Below are 23817 nucleotides of genomic sequence, written 5' to 3'. Positions count from 1 at the left end.
GATGGGAAAAACTACCGCAGTCACCACAGTCTCCGCGCTCTGTATCGCCGTGCTTTGCGGCCTGGCCCAGGCGGCCGATCTGCCGCAGGCATTGGGCAAGGGCGAAGGGCGGCTGGATATCATCGCCTGGCCCGGCTACATCGAACGCGGCCAGTCCGACAAAAATTACGACTGGGTCACTCAGTTTGAAAAACAGACCGGCTGCGCGGTAAACGTGAAAACCGCCGCCACCTCCGATGAAATGGTCAGCCTGATGGCCAAGGGCGGTTACGATCTGGTCACCGCCTCTGGCGACGCCTCGCTGCGGCTGATTTTCGGCAAACGGGTGCAACCGATCAACACCGCGCTGATCCCCAACTGGAAAAACATCGACCCGCGGCTGCTGAATGGCGCCTGGTACACCGTCGACGGCAAAACCTACGGCACGCCGTACCAGTGGGGGCCAAACCTGCTGATGTACAACGCCAAAACCTTCCCGACGCCGCCGGACAGCTGGGCGGTGGTGTTCCAGCAGCAGAACCTGGCGGACGGCAAGAGCAACCAGGGCCGGGTGCAGGCCTACGACGGCCCGATCTACATCGCCGATGCGGCGCTGTTCCTGAAGACTACCCAGCCGCAGCTCGGCATCAGCGATCCCTATCAGTTGAACGAAGAACAGTATCAGGCGGCGCTGAAGCTGCTGCGCACCCAGCATGCGCTGATCCACCGCTACTGGCATGACACCTCGGTGCAGATGAGCGACTTCAAGAATGAGGGCGTCGTTGCCTCCAGCGCCTGGCCGTATCAGGCCAACGCGCTGAAAGGCGAAGGCCAGCCGATCGCCACGGTGTTCCCGAAAGAGGGCGTCACCGGCTGGGCGGATACCACCATGCTGCACGCCGAAGCCAAACACCCGAACTGCGCCTATCAGTGGATGAACTGGTCGCTGGAGCCGAAGGTGCAGGGCGACGTGGCCGCCTGGTTCGGCTCGGTGCCGGCTTCACCGGCGGGCTGCAAGGCCAGCGCGCTGCTGGGCGAGAAGGGCTGCGAAACCAATGGGTTCAACCAGTTCGACAAAATCGCCTTCTGGAAAACGCCGCAGGCGCAGGGCGGCAAGTTCGTGCCCTATAGCCGCTGGACGCAGGACTATATCGCCATCATGGGCGGCCGCTAATATCCCCTTCATATTTCAAGCCGCCTCTTTGTTGGCTGCCCGCACTTACCCCGGTCACGTACGATTTGTACGCTTCCGGGGATGCGTTTGGTTGCCGCCTCGATGCAGCTCGAATTATTTTGCGGATAGGTCTGGTTAGGTTACGGGTTGTCGCCCAACCCGCCGAAGTCATTTGATTGTTTGGAGTGCAGATCATGACCATTGCCGTGCAATTTATCGATGTTTCGCGGACCTTCGGCGATGTTCGCGCCGTGGATCGGGTATCCATCGACATCCAGGATGGGGAATTCTTCTCCATGCTCGGGCCGTCCGGCTCGGGAAAAACCACCTGCCTGCGGCTGATCGCCGGCTTTGAGCAGCTCAGCGCCGGTTCGATCCGCATCCACGGTCAGGAAGCGGCCAACCTGCCGCCGTACCAGCGCGACGTGAACACCGTGTTTCAGGACTATGCCCTGTTCCCGCACATGTCGGTGCTGGAAAACGTCGCCTACGGGCTGATGGTGAAAGGCGTCGCCAAACGTGAGCGGCTGGCGCGGGCGCAGGAGGCGCTGGAAAGCGTGGCGCTCGGCTTCGTCGCCGAACGCAAACCGGCGCACCTGTCCGGCGGGCAGCGGCAGCGCGTGGCCCTGGCGCGCGCGCTGGTCAACCGGCCGCGGGTGCTGCTGCTGGATGAACCGCTGGGCGCGCTGGATCTCAAGCTGCGCGAGCAGATGCAGGGCGAGCTGAAAAAGCTGCAGCGCCAGCTGGGCATCACCTTTATTTTCGTTACCCACGATCAGAGCGAAGCGCTGTCGATGTCTGACCGGGTGGCGGTGTTCAACAACGGGCGCATCGAGCAGGTCGACACGCCGCGCGAGCTGTATATGCGGCCGAAAACGCCGTTTGTCGCCGAGTTCGTCGGCACCTCCAACGTGGTGCGTAATGAGCTGGCGCAACGCCTGCTCGGCGAGAGCGCCACCTTCTCGATCCGGCCGGAGCATATCCGCCTGCTGGAGCAGGACGGTGCGGCGCGGGATGACATTCAGGTGCAGGGCACGCTGCAGGAAATACATTACCAGGGCGCGGCCACGCGCTACGAAATCACGCTGAACAGCGGCGAGAAGCTGCTGGTCAGCCAGGCCAACCCACAGTGGCACGCCGCCGGCCAACAGCGCCTGATTGGCCAGCCGGTCACCGCCTGCTGGCCGCGCGAGGCGATGGTGCCGCTGCGGGAGGAAAGGTGAGATGGAGATGAGCATCGAATATCCTGCGGCGCGCCGCGGTAAAGTGCGCGCACTCTCGACCTGGCTTTATCGCCGCCCGACGTTGTATCTGCTGCTGTTGCTGGTGCCGCCGCTGCTGTGGTTCGGCGCGGTGTACCTCGGTTCGCTGCTGACGCTGCTGTGGCAGGGGTTCTACACCTTCGACGATTTCACCATGACGGTGACGCCGGATCTGACCCTGGCGAACCTCAGCGCGCTGTTCAACCCGGCCAACTACGACATCATTCTGCGCACCCTCACCATGGCGGTGCTGGTGTCGCTGGCCAGCGCGGTGCTGGCGTTCCCGATCGCTTACTACATGGCGCGCTACACCAGCGGCCGCACCAAGGCGTTTTTTTACATCGCGGTGATGATGCCGATGTGGGCCAGCTATATCGTCAAAGCCTATGCCTGGACGCTGCTGTTGGCGAAGGACGGCGTGGCGCAGTGGTTCTTGCAGCACCTGGGCCTGGAGCCGTTGCTGGCGGCGATCCTCACCGCGCCCGGCGTCGGCGGCAATACCTTGTCGACCTCGGGGCTGGGGCGTTTTCTGGTGTTCGTCTACATCTGGCTACCGTTCATGATCCTGCCAATCCAGGCGGCGCTGGAACGCCTGCCGCCTTCGCTGCTGCATGCCTCGGCGGATCTGGGCGCCCGCCCGGCGCAGACCTTCCGCCACGTGATCCTGCCGCTGGCGGTGCCGGGCATCGCCGCCGGTTCGATCTTTACCTTCTCGCTGACGCTGGGCGACTTTATCGTGCCGCAGCTGGTGGGGCCGCCGGGCTACTTTATCGGCAGCATGGTGTACGCCCAGCAGGGGGCGATCGGCAACATGCCGATGGCGGCCGCCTTTACCCTGGTGCCGATCGTCCTGATCGCCCTCTATCTTGCCATCGTGAAACGTCTGGGGGCCTTCGATGCACTCTGAACGCGCGCCCTTTGGGCTGAAGCTGGCCGCCTGGGGCGGACTGATCTTCCTGCACTTCCCGCTGGCGATTATCGCCATCTACGCCTTCAACACCGAGGATGCGGCCTTCAGCTTCCCGCCGAAGGGCTTTACGCTGCACTGGTTCAGCGTGGCCGCCGGGCGGCAGGACATCATCGACGCGGTGCTGCTGTCGGCGCAGATCGCCTGCCTGGCGACCGCCGTGGCGCTGGTGCTCGGCACCTTGGCGGCGGCGGCGCTGTACCGGCGGGATTTCTTCGGCAAGGACAGCATTTCGCTGCTGCTGCTGTTGCCGATCGCGCTGCCGGGCATCGTCACCGGCCTGGCGCTGCTGGCGGCATTTAAGGCATTGAACATCGAGCCGGGGATCCTGACCATCGTCATCGGCCACGCCACCTTCTGCGTGGTGATCGTGTTCAACAACGTGATCGCCCGTTTCCGCCGCACTTCCTACAGCCTGATCGAGGCCTCGATGGATCTCGGCGCCGACGGCTGGCAAACCTTCCGCTACGTGATCCTGCCGAATCTCGGCTCGGCGCTGCTGGCGGGCGGCATGCTGGCGTTCGCGCTGTCGTTCGACGAAATCATCGTCACCACCTTTACCGCCGGCCATGAGCGCACGCTGCCGCTGTGGCTGCTGAACCAGCTTGGCCGCCCGCGCGACGTGCCGATCACTAACGTGGTGGCGCTGTCGGTGATGTTGCTGACCATGCTGCCGATCCTGGGCGCTTATTACCTGACCAAGGGCGGCGAAAGCGTCGCCGGCAGCGGCAAATAATTTCCTTACCCGACCTCTGATAAAAGGATAAACCCTATGCAAAGCCAACTGTTGATTAACGGCCAACTGGTGACCGGCCAGGGCGAAACCCAGCCGGTATATAACCCGGCGACCGGTGAAGTGATCGTTCAGGTGGCCGAGGCCAGCGCGGAACAGGTCGAACAGGCGGTGCTGGCGGCGGACGCCGCGTTCGCCGCCTGGGGGCAAACCACGCCGAAAGAGCGCGCAGAACACCTGCTGAAGCTGGCGGATTTGATCGACAGCCATGCCGAAACCTTCGCCCGCCTGGAGTCGCTCAACTGCGGCAAACCCTACCACTGCGTGCTGAACGACGAACTGCCGGCGGTGGCCGACGTGTTCCGCTTCTTCGCCGGCGCCAGCCGCTGCCTGAGCGGCCTGGCGGCCGGAGAATATCTGGCCGGCCATACCTCGATGATCCGTCGCGATCCGCTTGGCGTGGTCGCCTCGATCGCCCCCTGGAACTACCCGCTGATGATGGCGGCCTGGAAGCTGGCCCCGGCGCTGGCGGCGGGCAACTGCGTGGTGATCAAGCCTTCTGAACAGACGCCGCTGACTGCCTTCAAGCTGGCCGAGCTGGCCGCCGGGCTGTTCCCGCCGGGCGTGATCAACGTGCTGTTCGGCCGCGGCGCCAGCGTCGGCGACCGGCTGACCGGCCACGAGAAGGTGCGGATGGTGTCGCTTACCGGCTCGATCGCCACCGGCGAGCACATCATCGCCCACACCGCCGCCGGCATTAAGCGCACCCATATGGAGCTGGGCGGCAAGGCGCCGGTGCTGGTGTTCGACGACGCCGATCTGCAGCAGGTGGTGGACGGCATCCGCGGCTTCGGTTTCTACAATGCCGGGCAGGACTGCACCGCCGCCTGCCGCATCTATGCGCAGAAAAATATTTACCCTGAGCTGGTGAAGAAGCTGGGCGAGGCGGTGGCCAGCCTGAAAATCGGTCCGCCGGAAGATGAAAGCACCGAACTGGGGCCGCTTATCACCGCCCAGCACCTGGAACGGGTGAGCGGCTTTGTCGAGCGGGCCAAGGCGCTGCCGCACGTGCAGGTGGTGACCGGCGGCGAGAAGGTGAACGGCCCCGGCTATTACTTCCAGCCGACGCTGCTGGCCGGTGCGCGCCAGGAGGATGAAATCGTCCAGCGCGAAGTGTTCGGCCCGGTGGTGACGGTGACCGCCTTCGACGACGAAGAGCAGGTGCTGGCCTGGGCCAATGAATCCAACTATGGGCTGGCTTCGTCGCTGTGGACCCGCGACGTGGGCCGGGCGCACCGCCTGAGCGCCCGCCTGCAATACGGCTGTACCTGGGTGAATACCCACTTTATGCTGGTGAGCGAAATGCCGCACGGCGGCCAGAAGCTGTCGGGCTACGGCAAGGATATGTCGATGTACGGGCTGGAGGATTACACCGCGATCCGGCATGTGATGTTCAAACATTGATTTTACTGTATTTATCCGCAAAATAGCGCGCCTTCAGACCGGTTTCTCGCCGGTCTGACTGATAATAAGAATTGAAAGGAAAACAATTATGGGCATCACCAGACGCGATTTTCTTAATGGGGTGGCGATTACCATCGCCGCCGGGCTGACGCCGATGCAGATCCTGCGCGCGTCGCCGCAAACCGCCAATCAAACCCTGTACTATCCGCCGGCGCTGACCGGGCTGCGGGGTAACCATCCGGGATCGTTCGAGCATGCTCACCAACTGGGGCGCGACGGTAAAGTCTTTGATTTCGGCGCCGTGCCCGCCGCTGAAGAGTTCGATCTGGTGGTGGTGGGGGCCGGCATCAGCGGGCTGGCCGCCGCCTGCTTCTGGCAGCAGATGAAGGGAACGCAGCAGCGCATCCTGTTGATCGACAACCACGACGACTTCGGCGGCCACGCCAAGCGCAACGAATTCAGCAGCGAAAGCGGCACTCTCCTCGGCTACGGCGGCAGCGAGTCGCTGCAGTCGCCGCGCTCCAACTTCAGCCCGGTGGCGATGGGGCTGCTGCAGAAGCTGGGCGTGAGCATCGACAAGCTGGAGCAGGCCTTCGATAAAACCTTCTACCCGGATCTAAACCTCAGCCGCGGCGTGTATTTCGATCGCAAAAACTTCGGCGTCGACAAGGTGGTGAGCGGCGATCCGGGCCGCATGGTGGCGGACGATATCCCGCATGATCGCCTGAACGGCCGTTCTTATGAGGCGTTTATCGGCGACTTCCCGTTGCCGGAAAGCGATCGCCAGGCGCTGATCGCGCTGCATACGGTGGATAAGGACTACCTGCCGGAGATGAGCCGGGAACAGAAGGTCGAGTGGCTCGACACCCACAGCTATACCCAATTCCTGCAGGAGAAGGTCGGCCTGAGCGAGATGGCGATCCGCTACTTCCAGCAGACCACCAGCGATTTCCAGGCGGTGGGCATCGACGCTACCTCCTGCAGCGACGCGCGCATCTGCGATCTGCCCGGCCTGAACGGCATGAACCTGCCGCCGCTGGACGCAGAGTCGCAGGCCGATCTCGACGATCCTTACGTGTTCCACTTCCCGGACGGCAACGCCACGCTGGCGCGCCTGATGGTGCGCCATCTGATCCCGGCGGTGGCGCCGGGCGGCAAGGATATGAACGACATCGTGCTGGCGAAGTTCGACTACGCCCAGCTCGATCGCCCGGAAGCGCCGGTGAAGCTGCGCCTGAACAGCACCGGCCTGCACGCGGCCAACGTTGGCGACAAGGTGGAAGTCACCTATATGACCGGCGAGAAGATGACCAAGGTGCGCGCCGGGCAGGTGGTGATGGCCGGTTACAACATGATGATCCCGTATCTGGTGCCGGAAATGCCGCATGAGCAGCAGGAAGCGCTGAAGCAGAACGTCAAGTCGCCGCTGGTGTACAGCAAGGTGGTGATCCGCAACTGGCAGCCGTTCATCAAGCTGGGGGTGCACGAGGTGTATTCACCGACCGCGCCTTACTGCCGGGTGAAGCTGGACTACCCGGTCAGCATGGGGGGTTACCAGCACCCGCGCGACCCGAATCAGCCGATCGGCCTGCACATGGTATACGTGCCGACGCTGGCGGGCAGCGGGCTGAGCCCGCGCGAGCAGTCGCGCAAGGGCCGCGCATTGCTGCTGGGCACGCCGTTCGAGGTGCATGAGCAGATGATCCGCGAACAGCTGCAGGGCATGCTGGGGTCGGCCGGTTTCGACCATCAGCGCGACATTGAGGCGATCACCGTCAACCGCTGGTCGCACGGCTATTCCTACTTCCTCAACGGACTGTTCGACGATGAGGATGAAGCGCAGAAAATTATCGAAACGGCGCGTCAGCCAATAGGCAAGATCGCCATCGCCAACTCCGATTCCGACTGGAGCCCTTACGCCAACTCGGCGATCGATCAGGCGTGGCGCGCGGTTAACGAGCTGGCCTACGGCAAGGTTGCCGCCAGGGAGGGAGCATGAGCATGCGTTCGCTGTACCTATTGAGCCTGCTGGTGGCCGGCGGCTCGGCACAGGCGATGTCCGCCGGGGAATACGTGGCCAAAGCCGGTGACTGCACCGCCTGCCACACCGCGCCGGGCGGCGCCGAACTGGCGGGGGGCATGAAGTTCCCGACGCCGCTGGGGGATATCTACGCCACCAACATCACGCCGGATAAAGAACATGGCATCGGCGGCTATTCGTTCGACGAGTTTGATCGCGCCATGCGCCAGGGCGTCGCCAAAGACGGCCACCGGCTGTACCCGGCGATGCCTTACACCTCGTACGCCAAAATGAGCGCGGAGGACATGCGCGCGCTGTACCATTACCTGATGAACGAAGTGCCGGCGCAGAGCACCGCCAACCGCGCCAGCGACATCAGCTGGCCGCTGTCGATGCGCTGGCCGCTGGCGGTGTGGAACCGGCTGTTCCACGACGACCAGGTTTATCGGCCGGATCCGCAGCAGAGCGCCGAGTGGAACCGCGGCGCCTATCTGGTGCAGGGCGCGGGGCACTGCGGCAGCTGCCATACGCCGCGCGGCTGGGCCATGCAGGAGCAAGGGTTGGACGGTAAAGAACCGGCCTTCCTGAGCGGCGCTGAGCTGGACGACTGGTATGCCTCGGATCTGCGCGGTATGCAGCCGAACGAGGTCATGGCGCTGCTGAAAACCGGCCGCAGCCAACACGCGGCGGTCGCCGGGCCGATGGGCGAGGTGGTGACCCACAGCACCCAATACCTGAGCGATGCGGATCTGAAGGCTATCGGCAATTATCTGCACAGCCTGGCGGCGGACCCGGTTCCGGCGGTGGCCGCTCCGGCGCAGGCCGACAATCAGAGCGGGCGGGCCAGCTATGCGATGTACTGCTCGACCTGCCACGGCAATAAGGGGGAGGGGAGCGACAATACCATTCCGGCGCTGGCGGGCAACGCGACGGTGACGGCGGACAACCCATTGACCGCGCTGCGGGTGGTGCTGGAAGGGGCGCAAACGCCGACCACGCAACACGCCGCGGCGATCGCCATGCCGGGCTACGCCTGGACGCTGAACGACCGGCAGGCAGCCGATCTGATGAGCTATTTGCGGGGAAGTTGGGGCAACCGGGCGGCGCCGGTCACCGAACAGCAGGTGCAGGAGGCGCGCAAGCTGCAGGCTAAATAACGGCGGGGCGCGGCTTTTCCATGAAGGAAAGGACCGCGCCCCGATTGATTACAGCACCTTATGCGGGCCGAAGCATTCGTAGTGGATGCGCTCGGCCTCCACTCCCATCGCCAGCAGCTGTTTGCCCACGTGCTGCATGAACGGCACCGGGCCGCAGAAGTAATAGTGCATCTGCGGGTTGCTCAACGCAGCGCTCAGCGCGCCAAGATCCATCAGCCCGCGGCTTTGATAGTCGCGGCCTTCCACATCCTCCGCACCCGGTTCACGGTACCAGACGTGGCGGTTCAGGTTCGGCATGCGCCCGGCGATGTCCGCCACTTCGGCGGCAAAGGCGTGAACGGCGCCGTTTTCCGCCGCGTGCAGCCAGTGAATTTCCGCCTGATGCTGATTGTCGTGCAGGCTGTTCAACATGCCGAGCATCGGCGTTTGGCCAACGCCGGCGGAGATCAGCGCCACCGGGGTGTTCGGCTCTGCCTCGAGGAAGAAATCGCCGTGCGGCGGGGCGAGGTAAATCACGTCGCCTTCCTGTGCCTGCTGATGCAGATAGCTGGACACTTTGCCCTGATCTTCGCGCTTGACCGCGATGCGGTAGAACTCGCCGTTCGGCGCGGCAGTCAGTGAATATTGGCGAATTTCCTGATGCTCCAGGCTGTCGTGCCTGATGTAGACCGCCAGATACTGCCCCGGTTTGAAGTCCGCTACCCGGCCGCCGTCGACCGGCGCCAGCACGAAGCTGCAGATCACCTCGCTCTGCGGCTGCTTTTTGAGGATGCGGAAGGCGCGCAGGTCGCGCCAGCCGCCGTTGTCGGTTTCGCTTTGTTGATAAATCTGCTCTTCACGCTGGATAAACACCTTGGCCAGCACGCCATAGGCTTTGCCCCAGGCGTCCAGCACTTCCTGGCCCGGGCTGAACATTTCGTCCAGCGTCGCCAGCAGGTGGCCGCCGACAATCTGATACTGATCGGGCTGAATGTTGAAGCTGGCGTGTTTTTGCGCAATGCGCTCCACCGCCGGCAACAGCGCCGCCAGGTTCTCGATGTTGGCGGCATAGGCGCAGATGGCGTCGAACAGCGCCTGGCGCTGGTCGCCGTTGCGCTGGTTGCTCATATTGAAAATATCTTTCAATTCAGGGTTGTGCGCGAACATCCGATCGTAGAAATGGGCGGTCAACTTCGGCCCGGTGGCGGCCAGCAGCGGAATGGTGGATTTGACGGTGGCGATGGTTTGGCTGTCCAGCATGGAAGCGCTCCTTAGTGGGTTGTCCCTGAGACGATTTTTAATGATGCATTTTAAATGCATCTTATTGGATTCCGTTGCGCTTGTAAATACCCTTGTTTTTGCTGCGGTGTTGTTGAGCGGACGATCGCGCTCACAGAACATGAAAAAACCGCATCGTTCGCATGAGGAAAAGTCCGTTGCCGAACGGGATGAATTATCGGATCAAAGCCTTGTGGAATCTTATGCCAATCGTTTGCGTAAAAACCTCTGTCAAGACCTATCCTCGGTGGGGGAAAACAGTTTACACTGTGGCCCAGAACCCAAACGGGTAGTTATTTGGTGATTTTTTAGTTAGCCGATTTAAGTCAGGAGATGCCGGATGTTAAAGCGTGAAATGAACATTGCCGATTACGATGCCGAACTGTGGCGTGCAATGGAGCAAGAAGTGGTGCGTCAGGAAGAGCACATCGAGCTGATTGCGTCTGAGAACTACACCAGCCCGCGCGTCATGCAGGCTCAGGGTTCCCAGCTGACCAACAAATACGCGGAAGGCTACCCGGGCAAGCGTTACTACGGCGGCTGCGAATACGTGGATATCGTTGAGCAACTGGCTATCGACCGCGCGAAAGCGCTGTTCGGCGCAGACTATGCCAACGTGCAGCCGCACTCCGGTTCTCAGGCTAACTTCGCCGTTTACACCGCGCTGCTGCAGCCGGGCGACACCATTTTGGGCATGAACCTGGCGCACGGCGGCCACCTGACCCACGGCTCCCCGGTTAACCTGTCCGGCAAACTCTACAACGTGGTGCCTTACGGCATCGACGAAGAAGGCAAAATCGACTATGAGGATCTGGCCAAGCAGGCGCAGACCCACAAGCCGAAAATGATCATCGGCGGCTTCTCCGCCTTCTCCGGCGTCGTCGATTGGGCAAAAATGCGTGAAATCGCCGACAGCATCGGCGCTTACCTGTTCGTTGACATGGCGCACGTCGCCGGTCTGATCGCCGCCGGCGTTTACCCGAACCCGGTGCCGCACGCGCACATCGTCACCACCACCACCCACAAAACCCTGGCGGGTCCGCGTGGCGGCCTGATCCTGGCGAAGGGCGGCGACGAAGAGCTGTACAAAAAGCTGAACTCCGCAGTGTTCCCAGGCGGCCAGGGCGGCCCGCTGATGCACGTGATCGCCGGCAAGGCGGTGGCGCTGAAAGAAGCGATGGAGCCGGAGTTCAAGGTTTACCAGCAGCAAGTGGCCGACAACGCCAAAGCGATGGTGGATGTGTTCCTGCAGCGCGGCTATAAAGTGGTTTCCGGCGGCACCCACAACCATCTGTTCCTGCTGGATCTGGTGGACAAGAACCTGACCGGTAAAGAAGCTGACGCTGCTCTCGGCCGCGCCAACATCACCGTGAACAAAAACAGCGTGCCTAACGATCCTAAGAGCCCGTTCGTCACCTCCGGCGTGCGTATCGGCACCCCGGCGGTAACCCGCCGCGGCTTCAAGGAAGCCGAAGTGCGCGAACTGGCCGGCTGGATCTGCGACGTGCTGGACAACATCAACGATGAAGCCACCATCGAACGCACCAAGCAGAAAGTGCTGGATATCTGCGCCCGCCTGCCGGTTTACGCATAATTCTGCTTCGCTTTGCAAAACCCGCTACGGCGGGTTTTTTTATCGCTGTTATGGGCAAACTGTGAACTGCTTTGCAGTCTAACCCTTTGAACATGAATGAAGATTGCTAGCCGGTGTGAGCTCTGTCAAAGTATCGCCTCACACCGGAGGGATCATGGTTCTGCAATCAACGCGTTGGCTCGCTCTCAGCTATTTCACCTACTTCTTTTCGTATGGCATTTTCTTACCCTTTTGGGGCGTTTGGTTAAAAGGCGAGGGCATCGCGCCCGAAACCATCGGTATGTTGCTCGGCGCCGGCCTGATTGCCCGTTTTCTCGGTAGTTTGCTGATTGCTCCCCGCGTGAAAGACCCCTCTCAACTGGTGAATGCCTTGCGTCTGCTGGCGCTGCTGACGCTGGCCTTCGCCGTCGGTTTCTGCTTCGGCAACGGCTGGGGCTGGCTGATGCTGGTGATCGCCGGCTTCAACCTGTTCTTCTCGCCGCTGGTGCCGTTGACCGATGCGCTGGCCGCCACCTGGCAAAAACAAATCACCATGGATTACGGCCGGGTGCGGCTGTGGGGATCGCTGGCGTTCGTTATCGGCTCGGCGCTGACCGGGCAACTGGTGGCGGTGTGGGGCCACAACGCCATCCTCTACAGCCTGATTGCCAGCGTGCTGGCGATGTTGTTGGGCATGATGCTGAAGCCCAGCGTGATGCCGCAGGGCGAGGCCCGTACCCACAGCGAACCCGAACGTTCGCTGTTTGAGCTGTTGAAGGAAGGGCCGGTGTGGCGCTTTCTGCTGTGCGTCACCCTGCTGCAGGGGGCGCACGCCGGTTATTACAGCTTCGGCTCTATCTACTGGCAGGAGGCCGGCTATTCGGCTTCGACCATCGGCTACCTGTGGTCGCTGGGGGTGGTGGCGGAAGTGATTATCTTCGCCAGCAGCAATGTGCTGTTCCGCCGCTGGAATGCGCGCAGCCTGCTGCTGCTCTCGGCCTGCTGCGGGGTGCTGCGCTGGAGCCTGATGGCCTACAGCACCGAACTGGGTTGGCTGCTGCTGATCCAGATCTTGCATTGCGGCACCTTTACCGTCTGTCACCTGGCGGCGATGCGCTTTATTGCGGCGCGCCAGGGGCCGGAGGTGATCCGCCTGCAGGCGGTGTATTCGGCGTTGGCGATGGGGGGCGGTATCGCGATCATGACGGTGATCGCCGGTTTCCTGTTCGAGCATCTGCAGGGTGGGGTGTTCTGGGTAATGGCGGCGGTGGCGGTGCCGGCGCTGTTCATCCGACCGCCGGCGGTGAGCGCAGCCCGCTGATCACGGGGCTTCCAGCAGCGCGCGAATGGCTTTGCGCTGCTGGCGTTCCAGCGGCAGTTCGGTATACACCAGCGGCGGCTGCGGTGCGCTATGCACCGCGGCGTAGGGGCTGATCACCAGCGTGACGCCCTGCGGCGCGCCGGCGTGCAGGTAGTCGCGCAGCGGCAGGTATTTGATGTTGAGCGGCAGCAGCGTCAATTCCCGAATCTGATATTCCACTTCCTCTTCCAACTGCGGGTTATCCAGCGTCAGCAGCAGCACCTGCTTTTCCTGCAACGCATTGTCCTGCATCAGCCAGGCGCCGAAGCTGATGGCCACCAATCCCGCCTCTTCGTGAGAAAAATGCAAATCGTATTCCTGCTCGAAGGGCGCTAACGCTTCCTGCGTGGTGCGCATCAGGCGCGGATATTTGCGCACCACCTCCTCCAGCAGCATGTTGTCGATGCCAATGTCGAAACGGCAGCGCTCAACGGCGGGGGCCAGATGGGCGAACAGCTGGCTGACCAAATCCGCCTGGCTGCTGAAGCTCATGCCGGAGATCTGCTGGAAGCGCTCCACCATCCGATCGATAGCCGCCATCAGCCGCCGATCTTCCTCTGAATCGTTGCTATGGTAGCTGTGGTTTTTCAACATGGTGAACATCAGCACCAGAAAGTCGCGTTCGTCGTCATCAGGCATGTGGTTAAACAGCTGATTGAGCGTTTGATGCAGCGCGTCGGCCGCGCGCTGTTCCGGTTTCTGATGCAGCCAGCCACGCTGGCTGGCGCTGAACTGCGGGTGCCGCTGCCGTTGGCTTTGCCAGGCGCAGTAACACAGGTAATGCTGCAGAAACTGCCGGTCGCGCGCGTCGAAGCTGCGGTTGAGCAGGGATTCGCACATGCCGATGCACGGTTCCAATTGGGCGGAAAAGCCGGCGTCCATCGCCAAGGCCTGCCGCAGCCGGGGAACGAAATGGTCTTCGACAAACTGCGGGCTGCAGCGCAGCGCCCGCCGCAGCCAGTGGATCAGGCAAAGGCGTTGATTGAGCGCGCTCCCCCTGAGCCGATAGCCGTCGTCGGGGTTGCCGACGATCTCCAACTGATGGAAACGCTGGATTTCACTGGCCACCTCGGCTATATCTTGCCGGGTAATCAGGGGGGCGACGCCATTGATTTTACTGATAGTCTCCAGCTGTACTTCGGGCGCCGGCGCATACAGCATCAGCAACAGATGACAGCGCCGTTGTTGACCGGAGAGCTCAGGCACGGGAGCGGTGTCCAGGCTCATATCACCTTCTGGCAGGTAGCGTTTCGATATATGCCTAAGCATAGCAAAAGGCATTATGACGATGCGGTTACCGCGCGGCTTTTACTTCGGCTTACAACTTTCGTCACAAATCTGGCCGCGATGCGCGCCGGTTGAATCGTGGTTTATGTTACGTTATAACAAAATTGAGTATCCTCGGATGATGAAGCTACGTCTTATTCTGGCCGGCGCCTGTGCCTTGTTCAGCACCGGCGCTGTCGCTCACCCGCACAGCTTTATTGATATGAACACCACCTTTGTGGCTAAGGATCAACGGCTGGTCGGCTTGAAAATGGTTTGGGTAATGGATGAAATCACCTCGGCGGACCTGCTGTACGACGCCAGGAATGCCAAAAGCGATTCGGTGGTGTGGAAAAAACTGGCGGCGGAAGTGATGGCCAACGTGCTCGGCCAGCACTACTTCACCGATGTCTATCGCGGCGGCAAACCGGTGAAATACCTTAATCTGCCGACCGAATATCACCTGTCGCGCCAGGGCAACCAGGCGGTGCTGGAGTTCGTGTTACCGCTGGCCGAACCGCAGCCGCTGGCGGGCAAACCCTTTGAGATCTCCACCTACGATCCCACCTATTTCGTCGACATGACCTATAAAGACCAGGCTGCGCTACATCTGCCGCCGGAGCTGGCGCAGCAGTGCAAGTTCAGCCTGAAGACGCCGAAACCGGACGCTTCGCTGCAGGCTTATGCACTGTCGCTCGATAAGAACGACTCGCCCGGCGAAGATATGGCGCTGGGGCAACAGTTCGCTCAACGGGTGACCTTGCAATGTCAATAAATCTCAGCCAACCGGCTGGCCGCAAACGCCATTGGGCCTTTAGCCTGTGGCCGCTGCTGCTGTTTGCACTGCTGCTGGCGTTGGCCGCTCAGCTGGCGTGGCATTTTTGGCCGCAGCTGCTGATGCAGAGCGTGGTGTGGCAAAAGGGGCTGCACCAGCAGATGGCGGGGCTGTTGCAGCAGGTGAAGGCCGCGCCGCAGCAGGCCGGCCTGGCGTTAATGTTGTTCAGCCTGAGCTATGGCGTGCTGCATGCGCTCGGCCCCGGTCACGGCAAGGTGGTGATCGCCACCTACCTGGCCACGCATCCGGCACGGCTGAAAAGCAGCCTGAAGCTGACATTCGCCGCATCGCTGGTGCAGGGGCTGGTGGCGATCGTGCTGGTTACGCTGATGCTGGTGGTGCTGCAGCTTTCTTCCCGGCAGCTGCACCAGAGCAGCTTCTGGCTGGAGAAGGGCAGTTTTATCCTGGTGATAGCGCTTGGGGTGTTGCTGAGCTGGCGCGCATTGAAACGCCTGTATGCGGCGGTGAAGGCGATGCGCCCGTCGCCGGCATTGCGTATTAACAGCCTTAAGCCGATGGCGGCGGACCACGTTCACAGCGAGCGCTGCGGCTGCGGGCATCGCCATCTGCCCAGCGCCAGCGAGCTGCAGGCCGGCGGCGATTGGCGCACCCAGACCGCCATCGTGCTGGCGATGGGCATGCGGCCCTGTTCCGGGGCGATTCTGGTGCTGTTGTTCTCTAAAGTGATCGGCGTATTCGCCTGGGGCGTGATTTCCGCGCTGGCGATGGCGCTCGGCACCTCGCTGACCATTTCCCTGTTGGCGCTGCTGGTGCATTACGGCCGCCGGCTGGCGGTGCGTCTCAGCCGTTCGCGCGCACCCGCAGCCTGGAGCGCGGTGGCCTGGGGTTCGCTGGCGCTGGCCGGCGGCCTGATCCTGCTGTGCGCCGGGCTGTTGTTATATGTGAGCGCGCAGCCGGAATTCGGCGGCGGCATCCGGCCTTTCTCTCGCTAACCGGCATAAAAAAAGCGCTGCAAACGCAGCGCTTCAATATGCAAAAGAGCCTGAATTAACGCTTCAGCGCTTCGCTCAGTTCTTCACGCATGGTGGACAACATGGCTTTCACCACGCGCGGGTTGCCTGCAACCACGTTGCCGGAGCTGAAGTGGTTGTGGCCGCCGACGAAGTCGGTCACCAGGCCGCCGGATTCGCGCACCAGCAGTTCGCCCGCGGCGAAGTCCCATGGCTTCAGGCCAATCTCGAAGAAACCGTCCACGCGGCCGGCGGCGACGTAGGCCAGATCCAGCGCGGCGGAACCGGTGCGGCGGAAGTCCGCACACTGGGTGAACAGTTTGCCGACGACGTTGATGTAAGGGGTAGCGTGCTGCTTGAGCTTGAACGGGAAACCGGTCGCCAGGATGGTGCCATCCAGATCTTTGGCGTTGGTGCCGCGCAGGCGGTAGCCGTTCAGCTGTGCGCCCTGGCCGCGAGTGGCGGTGAACAGTTCGTTGCGCATTGGATCGTAAACCACGGCCACTTCAGTACGGCCTTTGATGCGTACCGCGATGGAAACGGAGAAGTGTGGGAAACGTTTGATAAAGTTTGAGGTGCCATCCAGTGGATCGATCACCCATTGTACATCCTGATCTTCGCCGACCAGCTCACCGCGTTCTTCGGTAACGATAGTGTGTTGCGGATAAGACTTGCGGATCACGTCGATGATCAGATGCTCTGCATCGCGATCGACGTTAGTGACAAAGTCATTGGTCCCTTTCTGGCTCGCTTCGACAGCGTCCGGGGTTTCGTAGTTTTTGGCAATCAGGTTACCGGCCTTGCGCGCAGCGCGCACGGCGATAGTCAGCATCGGATGCATGGGTATCTTCCAACTAGGATGTTAAAGAACAGGAAACGGCGCGGAGTATAGCAGGTGTTCGGCAAATTGCCTACGGCTGTGTTAAGATGCTGTGATTTTCCGCCACGCTCAGAGTTTGTATGCTGCACAATATCCGCATTGTTCTGGTAGAGACTTCCCATACCGGCAACATGGGCTCGACCGCCAGAGCCATGAAAACCATGGGTTTAACCAACCTTTATCTGGTTAATCCGCTGATCAAACCCGACTCCCAGGCGATTGCCCTGGCCGCCGGCGCCAGCGACGTAATAGGTAACGCCACCATCGTCGACACCCTGGATGACGCCATTGCCGGCTGCAGCCTGGTGGTGGGCACCAGCGCGCGTTCGCGCACGCTGCCCTGGCCGATGCTCGAGCCGCGCGAATGCGGCGTGCGTGCGGTGCACGAAGGCGAGCACGCGCCGGTAGCGCTGGTGTTCGGCCGCGAACGCGTCGGCCTGACCAACGACGAACTGCAGAAGTGTCATTATCACGTCGCCATTCCGGCCAACCCGGACTACAGCTCGCTGAACCTGGCGATGGCGGTGCAGATCCTGGCGTACGAAGTGCGCGTGGCTTATCTCGACCGCCAGCAGGCGGGCGCACCGCAGCTGGAAGAAACCCCTTATCCGCTGGTGGACGACCTCGAGCGTTTCTATCAGCACCTGGAACAAACGCTGCAGCGCACCGGCTTTATTCGCCCGGCGCACCCAGGGCAGGTGATGAGCCGGCTGCGCCGTTTATTCACCCGCGCGCGGCCGGAAGGGCAGGAGCTGAATATCCTGCGCGGCATGCTGACGTCGATCGAAAAACAGGACAAACATCAAGGTAATTAATTGGTGTGGCGTAACGGCCAACAATAATAGTATTAGTTATCTAAAGGTTATAACATGCATTTTATATGCATTTGCTATGGCTAAGTACGAAATGTGCTAATACTTGAGTAAATCACTAGGTTAAATAGTTGACTGATTTACTCAGGAATGTCAGACTTTCGGCCATGTTTGACCAACAGGTAACCATTGAGCTATGAGACTGACATCCAAAGGCCGTTATGCCGTAACCGCTATGCTTGACGTAGCACTGCATTCCCAGGAAGGGCCTGTACCTCTGGCGGATATTTCCGAGCGCCAAGGTATTTCTCTCTCTTATCTGGAACAATTATTCTCTCGTCTGCGCAAAAATGGCCTGGTGGCCAGCGTGCGCGGTCCGGGCGGTGGTTATCTGCTGGGTAAAGACGCGGGTGAGATCGCCGTTGGCGCCGTCATCACTGCTGTCGATGAATCGGTAGATGCAACCCGTTGCCAGGGTAAGGAAGGCTGTCAGGGCGGCGATCGCTGTCTGACCCACACCCTGTGGCGCGATCTGAGCGAACGCATCAGCGGGTTCCTGAACAACATTACGCTGGCAGAACTGGTCAATAACCAGGAAGTGCTGGTGGTGGCGGATCGTCAAAACAACGATACCCGCCGCACGGCCAACGGCCGTCCGCAAGAAACTATCAACGTTAATCTGCGCGCATAAGCAGCTGGCGATATTTTTTTAGTTTTTGGAAGTGATGTACGGAGCACAAGAGCAATGAAATTACCGATTTATCTGGATTACTCAGCAACGACGCCGGTTGATCCGCGCGTTGCCGAGAAGATGATGCAGTGTTTGACCCTGGACGGCATTTTCGGCAACCCGGCTTCCCGTTCCCACCGTTTCGGTTGGCAGGCGGAAGAAGCGGTCGACATCGCCCGTAACCAAATCGCCGAACTGGTGGGCGCGGATCCGCGCGAAATCGTGTTCACCTCAGGCGCGACCGAATCCGACAACCTGGCGATCAAAGGCGCTGCCAATTTCTATCAGAAAAAAGGCAAGCACGTCATCACCAGCAAAACCGAACACAAAGCCGTGCTGGACACCTGCCGTCAGCTTGAGCGCGAAGGTTTTGAAGTGACCTATCTGGCGCCGCAGAGCAACGGCATCATTGACCTGCAGGCCCTCGAAGCCGCGATGCGCGACGACACCATTCTGGTTTCGATCATGCACGTGAACAACGAAATCGGCGTGGTGCAGGATATCGAAGCGATCGGCGAAATGTGCCGCGCGCGCGGTATCATTTACCACGTTGACGCCACCCAGAGCGTGGGCAAACTGCCTATCGATCTGAGCAAGCTGAAAGTCGACCTGATGTCGTTCTCCGGCCACAAGATTTACGGCCCGAAAGGCATCGGCGCGCTGTACGTGCGCCGTAAGCCGCGCATCCGCATCGAAGCCCAGATCCACGGCGGCGGCCACGAGCGCGGCATGCGTTCCGGCACTCTGCCGGTGCACCAGATTGTCGGCATGGGCGAAGCCTACCGCATCGCCAAAGAAGAGATGGCGTCGGAAATGGCGCGTCTGCGCACCCTGCGCGATCGTCTGTGGAACGGCGTGAAAGATATGGAAGAAGTGTATCTGAACGGCTCCCTGGAGCATGGCGCTCCGAACATCCTTAACGTCAGCTTCAACTATGTTGAAGGTGAATCGCTGATCATGGCGCTGAAAGACCTGGCCGTATCATCCGGTTCCGCCTGTACCTCCGCCAGCCTCGAGCCGTCCTACGTGCTGCGCGCGCTGGGCATGAGTGATGAATTGGCGCACAGCTCGATCCGTTTCTCCCTGGGGCGTTTCACCACGGAAGAAGAGATCGACTACACCATTCAACTGGTGCGTAAGTCCATCGGCCGTCTGCGCGATCTTTCCCCGCTGTGGGAAATGTTCAAGCAGGGCGTGGATATCAACAGCATCGAATGGGCACATCATTAATTCTCAGGATTCAGGAGCAAGGTCATGGCTTACAGCGAAAAAGTAATCGATCATTATGAAAACCCGCGCAACGTGGGTTCTTTCGACAACGAAGATCCAACCGTCGGCAGCGGCATGGTGGGTGCACCGGCCTGTGGCGACGTGATGAAGTTGCAGATCAAGGTCAACAATGAAGGCATCATTGAAGACGCCCGCTTCAAGACTTACGGCTGCGGCTCCGCCATCGCCTCCAGCTCGCTGGTGACCGAATGGATGAAAGGCAAGTCTCTTGATCAGGCCGAAGCGATCAAAAACACCCAGATCGCCGAAGAACTGGAATTGCCGCCGGTTAAAATTCACTGCTCTATCCTGGCCGAAGACGCCATTAAAGCAGCGATCGCCGACTACAAGAGCAAGCATAGCGCCAAGTAGTTTTTCTGAGTCAGTGAGCCCGGCCGGCCCGGCTGGGCTTTGATTTGAAGTGTGAGGTTGTGATGTCAATTACCATGAGCGACAGCGCTGCGCAGCGTGTTCAGGCCTTTATGAATAACCGCGGCAAAGGTCTTGGCCTGCGTCTGGGGGTGAGAACCTCCGGCTGTTCCGGGATGGCGTACGTGCTGGAATTTGTTGACGAAATGAACGATGACGACATCGTTTTCGAAAACAAAGGCGTCAAGGTGATCATCGACGGCAAGAGCCTGGTCTACCTTGACGGCACCGAGCTTGATTTCGTTAAGGAAGGCCTGAACGAAGGCTTCAAGTTCAACAACCCGAACGTCTCAAGCGAGTGCGGCTGCGGCGAAAGTTTCAACGTCTGACAGTCCATCGTGCTCCCCCGCGTGCTGCGGGGGAACTTCATCCGCTAACGCCAGAGCACGCTATGGATTACTTTACTTTATTTGGGCTGCCGGTTCGCTATCCCGTGGACGGCAGCCTGCTCGCATCCCGTTTTCAGGATCTGCAGCGCCAATTCCACCCCGATCGCTTCGCCAACCAGCCTGAACGCGAACGCCTGATGGCGTTGCAGCAGGCGGCGACCATCAACGAAGCCTACCAGACGCTGAAGCACCCGTTAAAACGCGCGGAGTATATGCTATCTTTGCACGGCTTCGATTTGGGCAACGAGCAGCATACGATGCGCGACACCGCTTTCCTGATGGAACAGCTGGAGCTGCGCGAAGAGCTTGACGCCATTGCACGCAAAACGGATGCAGAAAGCCTGCTGGCCGATTTCGGCGGGCGGCTGAGCGGCTCAATCAAACAGCGCAGCGCCCAGATGGTGCAGCAGCTGGACGGCGAACACTGGCCGGAAGCCGCCGACACCGTGCGCAAGCTGCGCTTTTTGGACAAACTCCAGCAACAGGTTGAACAACTCGAAGAAAAACTGCTGGGTTTTGAGTAACAGATTCTGATTGTGGAAGCTTCAATATGGCCTTATTACAAATTAGTGAGCCTGGCCTCAGCGCCGCGCCGCACCAGCGCCGTTTGGCTGCGGGCATCGATTTAGGCACCACCAACTCGCTGGTCGCCACGGTGCGCAGCGGGCAGGCGGAAACGCTGGCCGACGCCCAGGGCCGCTCTCTGCTGCCTTCGGTGGTGCGCTACCAGGCTGACGCACAGACGGTAGGCTGGGAGGCGCGCCAACAGGCGGCGCAGGATCCGGCCAACACCGTCAGCTCGGTCAAACGCATGATGGGCCGTTCCCTGGCGGACGTGCAGCAGCGTTACCCGAACCTGCCGTACCGGTTCCAGGCCAGCGATAACGGTTTGCCGATGATCGTCACCGCCGCCGGTCTGGTTAACCCGGTGGGCGTGTCCGCCGATATTCTCCGGACCTTGTCCGCGCGCGCTCAGGCGGCGCTGGAAGGGCAGCTGGATGGCGTGGTGATCACCGTTCCCGCCTATTTCGACGACGCGCAGCGTCAGGGCACCAAAGACGCCGCGCGTCTGGCCGGCCTGCACGTGCTGCGCCTGCTGAACGAACCGACCGCCGCGGCGATCGCCTATGGCCTGGACTCCGGTCAGGAAGGGGTGATCGCGGTGTACGATCTGGGCGGCGGCACCTTCGATATTTCCATTCTGCGCCTCAGCCGCGGGGTGTTTGAAGTCTTGGCCACCGGCGGCGATTCCGCGCTGGGCGGCGACGACTTCGATCACCTGCTGGCCGACTGGCTGCGCGAGCAGGCCGGCGTGGCCGATCGCAGCGATCACGGCGTGCAGCGCCAGCTGCTGGACGCGGCCATCGCCGCCAAAATCGCGCTGAGCGATGCCGACAGCGTCGGCGTCGAGATTGCCGGCTGGCAGGGGGAAGTGACCCGCGCCCAGTTCGACGCGCTGATCGCCCCGCTGGTGAAACGCACCCTGATGGCCTGCCGCCGCGCGCTGAAAGACGCCGGCGTCGGCGCCGAAGAAGTGCTGGAAGTGGTGATGGTCGGCGGCTCCACCCGCGTGCCGCTGGTGCGCGAGCAGGTGGGGGCCTTCTTTGGCCGTACTCCGCTGACCTCTATAGACCCGGATAAAGTCGTCGCCATCGGCGCAGCTATCCAGGCCGACATTCTGGTGGGCAATAAACCGGACAGCGACATGCTGCTGCTGGACGTGATCCCGCTGTCGCTGGGGCTGGAAACCATGGGCGGCCTGGTCGAGAAGGTGATCCCGCGCAACACCACCATCCCGGTGGCGCGCGCGCAGGAGTTCACCACCTTCAAAGACGGCCAGAGCGCGATGATGATCCACGTGCTGCAGGGCGAACGCGAACTGGTGCAAGACTGCCGCTCGTTGGCGCGCTTCACGCTGCGTGGGCTGCCGCCGCTGCCGGCCGGTGGGGCGCACATTCGCGTCACCTTCCAGGTGGACGCCGACGGTTTGCTGAGCGTCACCGCGATGGAAAAATCCACCGGCGTCGAGGCCTCGATTCAGGTCAAGCCGTCGTACGGCCTGTCCGACAACGAGATTGCCGGCATGATCAAAGATTCGATGGCCAACGCCCAGAGCGACGTTGGCGCGCGCAAGCTGGCGGAACAACGGGTGGAAGCCTCGCGGGTGTTGGAAAGCCTGCAGGGCGCGCTGGCCAGCGACGCCGCGCTGCTGAGCGAAGCGGAAAGCCAGGCGATCGCCGCCGCGTCGCAGGCGCTGCAGCAGGCGGTGCAGGGTGACGATCCCGCCGCCATCGAAGACGCAATCAAAACATTAGATGCACAAACGCAAGATTTTGCCGCGCGCCGCATGGATGCTTCCATCCGCCGCGCGCTGGCTGGCCATTCTGTGGATGAGGTTTAACCATGCCTAAAATTGTTTTTCTGCCCCATCAAGATTTATGCCCGGAGGGGGCGGTACTGGAAGCCGAACAAGGGGAATCTATCCTCAACGTTGCGCTGCGCAACGGCATTGAAATCGAGCACGCCTGCGAGAAATCCTGCGCCTGCACCACCTGTCACTGCATCGTGCGTGAAGGCTTCGATTCTCTGGAAGAGAGCAGCGAGCTGGAAGACGACATGCTGGACAAGGCCTGGGGCCTGGAGCCGGAAAGCCGCCTGAGCTGTCAGGCGCTGGTCGCCGACGAAGATTTGGTGGTTGAAATGCCGCGTTATACCGTCAACCACGCGCGTGAGCATTGATACCCTTTGTCTTTCAAGCCGCAGCGTTGTTGGCTGCGTGCGTTCACCCCAGTCACTTACTTGAGTAAGCTTCTGGGGATTCACGCGCTTGCCGCCTAGCTGCAACTTGAAATCCAGCGGGTATCCTGAGTGAGAGGAAGGAAATAATGGGACTGAAGTGGACCGACAGCCGTGAAATCGGCGAAGCCCTGTACGACCAATACCCGGACACCGATCCGAAAACCGTGCGTTTTACCGACATGCACCAGTGGATTTGCGATCTCGAAGAGTTCGACGACGATCCTCAAGCTTCCAACGAAAAAATACTGGAAGCGATCCTGCTGGTCTGGTTAGATGAAGCGGAGTAAATAGCGTAACGGGCTGCCATCGGCGGCCCGTTTATTTTGTATCCGACATACCCGTCGTCTTTCAAACCGCAGCGTTGTTACCTGCACGATCACACCCCAGTCACTTACCTGAGTAAGCTCCTGGGGATGAGATCGCTGGGCGCCTGGCTGCAATTTGAAATGCATAGGGTATGCAATAAAGCCCTAATGAAAAAATAAAGGGAA

At 61.0% G+C, this 23817-nt stretch carries 23 protein-coding genes; 20 read left to right on the top strand and 3 right to left on the bottom strand.

Annotated features, from left to right (window positions below):
* The first annotated feature begins 1 nt into the window (after position 1).
* From ydcS to KHA73_RS18240, 7 genes are all read left to right on the top strand, one after another.
* On the top strand, positions 2-1153 hold the full coding sequence (gene ydcS, locus KHA73_RS18270) for a putative ABC transporter substrate-binding protein YdcS (protein ID WP_234585825.1): 1152 nt from the start codon (positions 2-4) through the stop codon (positions 1151-1153).
* Positions 1154-1347: 194 nt separating this feature from the next.
* The gene (locus KHA73_RS18265) at positions 1348-2376 is read left to right on the top strand and encodes an ABC transporter ATP-binding protein (protein ID WP_234585824.1); all 1029 of its coding nucleotides are present in this window, start codon (positions 1348-1350) and stop codon (positions 2374-2376) included.
* Between the two features lies 1 nt (position 2377).
* On the top strand, positions 2378-3322 hold the full coding sequence (locus KHA73_RS18260; protein WP_234585823.1) for an ABC transporter permease: 945 nt from the start codon (positions 2378-2380) through the stop codon (positions 3320-3322).
* The gene (locus tag KHA73_RS18255) at positions 3312-4118 is read left to right on the top strand and encodes an ABC transporter permease (protein ID WP_234585822.1); all 807 of its coding nucleotides are present in this window, start codon (positions 3312-3314) and stop codon (positions 4116-4118) included. The genes KHA73_RS18260 and KHA73_RS18255 overlap by 11 nt, the downstream gene beginning before the upstream one ends.
* A 36-nt stretch (positions 4119-4154) precedes the next feature.
* Positions 4155-5579, top strand: a complete 1425-nt coding sequence (patD, locus tag KHA73_RS18250) for an aminobutyraldehyde dehydrogenase (protein WP_234585820.1) — start codon at positions 4155-4157, stop codon at positions 5577-5579.
* An 88-nt stretch (positions 5580-5667) separates the two neighbouring features.
* A complete protein-coding gene (locus KHA73_RS18245; protein ID WP_234585819.1) occupies positions 5668-7578 on the top strand; it encodes an NAD(P)-binding protein in 1911 nt (636 codons plus the stop codon).
* Positions 7575-8756, top strand: a complete 1182-nt coding sequence (locus tag KHA73_RS18240; RefSeq protein ID WP_234585818.1) for a c-type cytochrome — start codon at positions 7575-7577, stop codon at positions 8754-8756. The genes KHA73_RS18245 and KHA73_RS18240 overlap by 4 nt, the downstream gene beginning before the upstream one ends.
* 48 nt (positions 8757-8804) lie before the next feature.
* Here the strand turns inward: KHA73_RS18240 and hmpA are convergent, their stop codons facing one another.
* On the bottom strand, positions 8805-9995 hold the full coding sequence (gene hmpA, locus KHA73_RS18235; RefSeq protein WP_234585817.1) for an NO-inducible flavohemoprotein: 1191 nt from the start codon (positions 9993-9995) through the stop codon (positions 8805-8807).
* A 358-nt stretch (positions 9996-10353) separates the two neighbouring features.
* Between hmpA and glyA the strand changes: the two genes are divergently transcribed.
* Together glyA and KHA73_RS18225 are read left to right on the top strand one after the other, a co-directional pair.
* Positions 10354-11607: a serine hydroxymethyltransferase gene (gene glyA, locus KHA73_RS18230; RefSeq protein ID WP_234585816.1), complete on the top strand. Its 1254-nt coding sequence runs from the start codon at positions 10354-10356 to the stop codon at positions 11605-11607.
* 154 nt (positions 11608-11761) lie between these two features.
* Entirely contained in the window at positions 11762-12907 is a 1146-nt protein-coding gene (locus KHA73_RS18225) for a 3-phenylpropionate MFS transporter (RefSeq protein WP_234585815.1), read from the top strand.
* On the opposite strand, the gene csiE is transcribed toward KHA73_RS18225, so the two are convergent.
* Positions 12908-14173 carry a stationary phase inducible protein CsiE gene (gene csiE / locus KHA73_RS18220; protein WP_234585814.1) on the bottom strand — a complete coding sequence of 422 codons (1266 nt, stop codon included), beginning with the start codon at positions 14171-14173 and terminating at the stop codon, positions 12908-12910.
* Between the two features lie 145 nt (positions 14174-14318).
* On the opposite strand from csiE, the gene KHA73_RS18215 reads away from it, so the two are divergent.
* On the top strand, positions 14319-14987 hold the full coding sequence (locus KHA73_RS18215) for a DUF1007 family protein (protein ID WP_234585813.1): 669 nt from the start codon (positions 14319-14321) through the stop codon (positions 14985-14987).
* Positions 14978-16000, top strand: coding sequence for a nickel/cobalt transporter (locus KHA73_RS18210; RefSeq protein WP_234585812.1), 1023 nt, complete (start codon positions 14978-14980; stop codon positions 15998-16000). The genes KHA73_RS18215 and KHA73_RS18210 overlap by 10 nt, the downstream gene beginning before the upstream one ends.
* Positions 16001-16055: 55 nt before the next feature.
* Here KHA73_RS18210 and suhB read toward each other — a convergent pair whose 3' ends face one another.
* Positions 16056-16859, bottom strand: coding sequence for an inositol-1-monophosphatase (gene suhB / locus KHA73_RS18205; protein ID WP_234585811.1), 804 nt, complete (start codon positions 16857-16859; stop codon positions 16056-16058).
* A 119-nt stretch (positions 16860-16978) separates the two neighbouring features.
* On the opposite strand from suhB, the gene trmJ reads away from it, so the two are divergent.
* From trmJ to iscX, 9 genes are all read left to right on the top strand, one after another.
* Complete coding sequence (gene trmJ, locus KHA73_RS18200; RefSeq protein WP_061796470.1) at positions 16979-17713, top strand: tRNA (cytosine(32)/uridine(32)-2'-O)-methyltransferase TrmJ; 735 nt, start codon at positions 16979-16981, stop codon at positions 17711-17713.
* 193 nt (positions 17714-17906) lie between these two features.
* On the top strand, positions 17907-18401 hold the full coding sequence (iscR, locus tag KHA73_RS18195; RefSeq protein WP_020828166.1) for a Fe-S cluster assembly transcriptional regulator IscR: 495 nt from the start codon (positions 17907-17909) through the stop codon (positions 18399-18401).
* 54 nt (positions 18402-18455) lie between these two features.
* Positions 18456-19670 carry an IscS subfamily cysteine desulfurase gene (locus KHA73_RS18190; protein ID WP_234585810.1) on the top strand — a complete coding sequence of 405 codons (1215 nt, stop codon included), beginning with the start codon at positions 18456-18458 and terminating at the stop codon, positions 19668-19670.
* A 24-nt stretch (positions 19671-19694) separates the two neighbouring features.
* On the top strand, positions 19695-20081 hold the full coding sequence (iscU, locus tag KHA73_RS18185) for a Fe-S cluster assembly scaffold IscU (RefSeq protein WP_004952090.1): 387 nt from the start codon (positions 19695-19697) through the stop codon (positions 20079-20081).
* A gap of 62 nt (positions 20082-20143) precedes the next feature.
* Positions 20144-20467, top strand: coding sequence for an iron-sulfur cluster assembly protein IscA (gene iscA / locus KHA73_RS18180; protein WP_004952089.1), 324 nt, complete (start codon positions 20144-20146; stop codon positions 20465-20467).
* Positions 20468-20529: 62 nt separating this feature from the next.
* Complete coding sequence (hscB, locus tag KHA73_RS18175; RefSeq protein WP_234585809.1) at positions 20530-21051, top strand: co-chaperone HscB; 522 nt, start codon at positions 20530-20532, stop codon at positions 21049-21051.
* 26 nt (positions 21052-21077) lie between these two features.
* Positions 21078-22928, top strand: a complete 1851-nt coding sequence (gene hscA / locus KHA73_RS18170) for a Fe-S protein assembly chaperone HscA (protein WP_234585807.1) — start codon at positions 21078-21080, stop codon at positions 22926-22928.
* A gap of 2 nt (positions 22929-22930) precedes the next feature.
* Complete coding sequence (gene fdx, locus KHA73_RS18165) at positions 22931-23266, top strand: ISC system 2Fe-2S type ferredoxin (RefSeq protein WP_004952086.1); 336 nt, start codon at positions 22931-22933, stop codon at positions 23264-23266.
* Positions 23267-23412: 146 nt separating this feature from the next.
* Positions 23413-23613, top strand: a complete 201-nt coding sequence (gene iscX / locus KHA73_RS18160) for a Fe-S cluster assembly protein IscX (RefSeq protein ID WP_006327336.1) — start codon at positions 23413-23415, stop codon at positions 23611-23613.
* The last annotated feature ends 204 nt before the right edge of the window (positions 23614-23817 follow it).

It is taken from the genome of Serratia entomophila (genome assembly GCF_021462285.1).
Classification (GTDB): Bacteria; Pseudomonadota; Gammaproteobacteria; order Enterobacterales; family Enterobacteriaceae; genus Serratia; species Serratia entomophila.
This window is presented reverse-complemented; position numbering and strand designations above follow the sequence as displayed.